This is a genomic window from Bacteroides sp. (assembly GCF_028690125.1).
Classification (GTDB): Bacteria; Bacteroidota; Bacteroidia; order Bacteroidales; family Bacteroidaceae; genus Bacteroides.
Genome location: NZ_JAQVBV010000121.1, coordinates 1 through 3,588, shown reverse-complemented (window position 1 = coordinate 3,588; position 3,588 = coordinate 1). Strand labels below are relative to the sequence as shown.

Annotated in this window: 7 protein-coding genes; 4 read left to right on the top strand and 3 right to left on the bottom strand. The window is 40.0% G+C overall.

Annotated elements, in window-relative coordinates:
• Positions 1-137: hypothetical protein (locus PHO71_RS25660; RefSeq protein ID WP_367279943.1), on the top strand; the 137-nt coding region annotated here is incomplete at its 5' end.
• 147 nt (positions 138-284) lie between these two features.
• Here PHO71_RS25660 and PHO71_RS25655 read toward each other — a convergent pair.
• Together PHO71_RS25655 and PHO71_RS25650 are read right to left on the bottom strand one after the other, a co-directional pair.
• Positions 285-1,382, bottom strand: coding sequence for a tyrosine-type recombinase/integrase (locus PHO71_RS25655; RefSeq protein WP_300209020.1), 1,098 nt, complete (start codon positions 1,380-1,382; stop codon positions 285-287).
• Between the two features lie 169 nt (positions 1,383-1,551).
• The gene (locus PHO71_RS25650) at positions 1,552-2,307 is read right to left on the bottom strand and encodes an Ltp family lipoprotein (RefSeq protein WP_300209019.1); all 756 of its coding nucleotides are present in this window, start codon (positions 2,305-2,307) and stop codon (positions 1,552-1,554) included.
• 131 nt (positions 2,308-2,438) lie between these two features.
• Between PHO71_RS25650 and PHO71_RS25645 the strand changes: the two genes are divergently transcribed.
• Positions 2,439-2,636 (top strand): helix-turn-helix domain-containing protein, encoded by a 198-nt coding sequence (locus PHO71_RS25645; protein WP_300209018.1) that lies wholly within the window; start codon positions 2,439-2,441, stop codon positions 2,634-2,636.
• Between the two features lie 23 nt (positions 2,637-2,659).
• Positions 2,660-2,878, top strand: coding sequence for a hypothetical protein (locus tag PHO71_RS25640; protein ID WP_300209017.1), 219 nt, complete (start codon positions 2,660-2,662; stop codon positions 2,876-2,878).
• Positions 2,879-2,886: 8 nt separating this feature from the next.
• On the opposite strand, the gene PHO71_RS25635 is transcribed toward PHO71_RS25640, so the two are convergent.
• Complete coding sequence (locus PHO71_RS25635; protein ID WP_300209016.1) at positions 2,887-3,246, bottom strand: helix-turn-helix domain-containing protein; 360 nt, start codon at positions 3,244-3,246, stop codon at positions 2,887-2,889.
• A gap of 146 nt (positions 3,247-3,392) precedes the next feature.
• On the opposite strand from PHO71_RS25635, the gene PHO71_RS25630 reads away from it, so the two are divergent.
• Positions 3,393-3,588 (top strand): hypothetical protein (locus PHO71_RS25630; protein ID WP_300209015.1); only part of this gene is annotated, 196 nt, incomplete at its 3' end.

Genomic DNA, 3,588 nt, shown 5'->3' with positions numbered 1-3,588 from the left:
GTATTATGATTAACATCACACACAATATCGATGACGCTGCAAAACGTTACGGTCATGCAGGAAACTATGTAATGGGCGCAAACATCGCAGGCTTCGAAAAAGTTGTAGATGCTATGATGGCACAGGGAATCTGCTAAAATAATAAAAATAACCCCACAGACGGCGAATCTGTGGGGTTTTATTATTATCAGAATTGTTTTAAACAGAAGTACAACGAGGCTAACAGAAGATCATTTGTGACAAGTGAGCGACAAGTGAGAGACAGGTGAGCGACAGAGATAAAATCATAATTTGTTGACCTCTTTGAGCAGTTCATCCATGGTTTTCTGAGTGTATACGCCTTTCGTGATGTCCTGTCCGGTTCGTGATTTGAAATTCTTCTTTTCGTCGTCTGACATAACATGACCCATGATGACGTGCTGACATACGATGTTCATTCCGGCATTGTCTGCCAGTGCTGCAAATGTGTATCGACCATCATGAGGAGTGTGCTGCAATCCCAATTTTCCCATGACTGTGTTCCAGTTTCCATTTTGATATGTTCCATAGGTGTAGTGATTGCCATATTTGTTATTGATTAGATATTTTTTGTCGGGGTTGAACCTGTTCCGGATAAGAGGGAGAACCTTGTCACAGAGAGGAATCAGTCTGTCATATCCGTTCTCAGTCTTGAGACCTCCGACCATATACTTTTCATCGAGGTGGACGTTCTCGGTCAGAACCTCAAGTAACTCAGTTGGTCTCATTCCGGTGTATATATAAATGAGAACCACATCAACATTATTGATGACATACAATTTCTGCCACAGGAGTTTAATCTCATCGTCAGAAAAACGGGCGTGAATGGAGGTGGAGGTCTCTGTATACTCGAATTTTAAAAACTGGGTGAGGTCTTGCTCAATATATTCGTTCATAACTGCATACGCATACACAGCCTTGAGCAATGCTCTCATGTTACCGATAGTAGACTTACTTTGATGGTTATGAGAGTTGAGACAAGACTGCATGTCATTCACCTTAATATTGATTATCTTGACAGGATGCAGAGGGGCCAGATGATTGAAAGCAATCTCATAATTCCTCCAGGTACTATCTGATAATTTGTCTTTAAGTGATTTCTTGTATTTCTTCCATTTCTCATACAGTTCAGCAAATGTGGGAACGTCAGAGAATTTGATGTGTTCAGCAACGACCGAGCCGTTGTTGTATTCGGTAAGATACTGCAAGGCAGACTCCTGCTTGACGAAATAAGCAAGATATTTCTGCTTGCGTTTGATGACACCATCGGTGGATTCGTCCATATAAGAGATACGAACCGCCCATGGTTTGCGACGTTTCCCGGACAGCTTGACAACACTTCCGTATCCATTCGGCATTTTCATATATTAGACCTCACTTTCTCATAAAAGGGCATAAAGAAAAACCTATGCATTAGCACGGTTTTATGATAAAATGAGGCTTGCGAGGGTCTTATTTTATCACCGTGTTTTCATAGTGATGAATGAGTTTCTCAAGGGCGATTTCCATTGCAGTGGGGGTCGCCCTTTTTAATTAGTTCAGATTCGAGATAGCATAGTCAGCCTCATCCTGTGTGAACTGTTCTCCGTATTCAGATACCAGTTGATCACGGATAGATTCCGGAGACATGCTCATAGAATCTTGATAATCTTTTGCTTTTGCTAACGCATTTGCATTCCAGTCAGCGTTTATATTATCAACAGCGTATTGCGCTTCATCAGTAGTAAATTGTTCGCCACTTTCAGAAACCAATTGATTATACAAACCTAATTTTGACATATGCATGGATTCATTATATTCTTCCGCTTTTGCTAACGCATTTGCATTCCAGTCAGCACCAACATTATCGATAGCATATTGCGAGGCTTCTGCTGAAAATTGTTCCCCGTATTCAGAGGTTAATTGATTGTACAAACCATTTTTAGACATATGCATGGATTCGCTGTAAGCGATCGCTTTATTAAGGGCTGATTTATATTCAGTTGGAATCGTGTCGGACGTCGATTCTTCGACAACAGGTGCATCTGTGACAGAGGGAGCAGTGGATTCGACAGAAGGTTCCGGAGTTGGTGCTGCTGTAGTCGAGGCATTTATTTCGCCGTCGGTTTTTTTTGACTTAGAACCACCGCCGAAAAGGAGGCATAAGACAACGACGACAACAAAAGCAATGATTATCTTTGTTAATACACTGCCTTGCTTTTTGTTGCAATTAGGACATATTTTTGCAGTTTTCGGAATTTCCGTTTTGCAATATTTACATATTTTTGAGTTGACAGATTCGTTTTTCATAAGCACACTCTCTTTCATAATGTAATTTGTATAAAGTTTAGAATATTTATCTTCATCGAAAAAAGGGAAAATACTTGTAACAGTAATTTTTCTGGCCTCGTACCGTTCATTGCGGGAGGAGGTGAAAAACGATGAAGATAATGCTGTGGGAAAAGAGAACCGAAAAGGGTCTCACATTGATGGAGCTGGCAAGAAAGTCCGGAATAGGAAAATCTACGCTCAACAACATCGAAAACGGTAAGGTGTCGCCGACATTATTTCAACTTGAAACAATAGCGATCGCACTGGATGCAAAAATCACTGATCTGTTTGAATCCGAATACAAATAATAATATCACAACATGATTGCCGCATGGCGACAGGTGGACATATTTCCATGATTGTGGAAATCGCCTGCCACATTTCCATAATTGTGGAAATTAATGGTATAATCGGATTTGAAAAGGGGGTGGTTGTCATCAAGTACAAAGATGCTATCATCGAGATAGTCGGAAAGATACGAAGCGAAAAGACCCTCAAGAGGATATATAAATTCGTTACATATCTTTACACCCACGAGACTGGCAGTTGAAAAGACTGTCAGTCTTTTTTTGATGCAAACAAATCAATAATTCTCTGAAATGCTGCGATGTCCTCGTCACTGGCATCCAGAAAGGATTTGAATAAATTCTTTCGTGCGTCGTCTTCACCTGCCATGATGCGGTCAATGCGTTCCATGAAATCGTCATCTGTTTCCACGAACATCTCTCCGTCACCAGTAGTAAACCATATATAGTCAACTCCAAACTCACGACAGATAGATTTAACAACCTGTTCAGTGATGTTCCTATTTCCATTTTCAAGATGGGAAACTGCACCTCCGGTCATACCGAGACGTTCGCCGAAAGAATCTTGAGATAATTTCAACGCCTTTCTAACCAATTTCAACCGTTCATTCATTATATTCACCTCCTTGCATCTCGAATATAACACAAAAACTATACAGAGTAAAGAGAAACAAGAAAAATATCTTGACAAAGTATACAGAGTATAGTATTGTTTATACAGAGTAAAGAAAACGAACAACAAAACGAGGAGGAAATTGCATGAAAACAATAACAATTACATATGACACAACAGAAGAAGAGAAAGACGGAATATTCATAACTGGTGAGACTTGCATGAACATCGCAGTGATGGAAAAGGTTGCAGATAATCTAATTCGTACCGGAAAAAGCGGAGTTGCAATTGCAGAAATTGAAAAGATTCTAAAAAGTGCAGAGAGATTGCAAGGAAGAATAT

Coding starts and splice junctions, on each gene's coding strand:
- PHO71_RS25640 (WP_300209017.1), top strand. CDS start 2,660: ATGGCGACAGGTGGACATATTTCCATGATTGTGGAAATCGCCTGCCAC.
- PHO71_RS25645 (WP_300209018.1), top strand. CDS start 2,439: ATGAAGATAATGCTGTGGGAAAAGAGAACCGAAAAGGGTCTCACATTG.
- PHO71_RS25650 (WP_300209019.1), bottom strand. CDS start 2,307: ATGAAAAACGAATCTGTCAACTCAAAAATATGTAAATATTGCAAAACG.
- PHO71_RS25655 (WP_300209020.1), bottom strand. CDS start 1,382: ATGAAAATGCCGAATGGATACGGAAGTGTTGTCAAGCTGTCCGGGAAA.
- PHO71_RS25635 (WP_300209016.1), bottom strand. CDS start 3,246: ATGAATGAACGGTTGAAATTGGTTAGAAAGGCGTTGAAATTATCTCAA.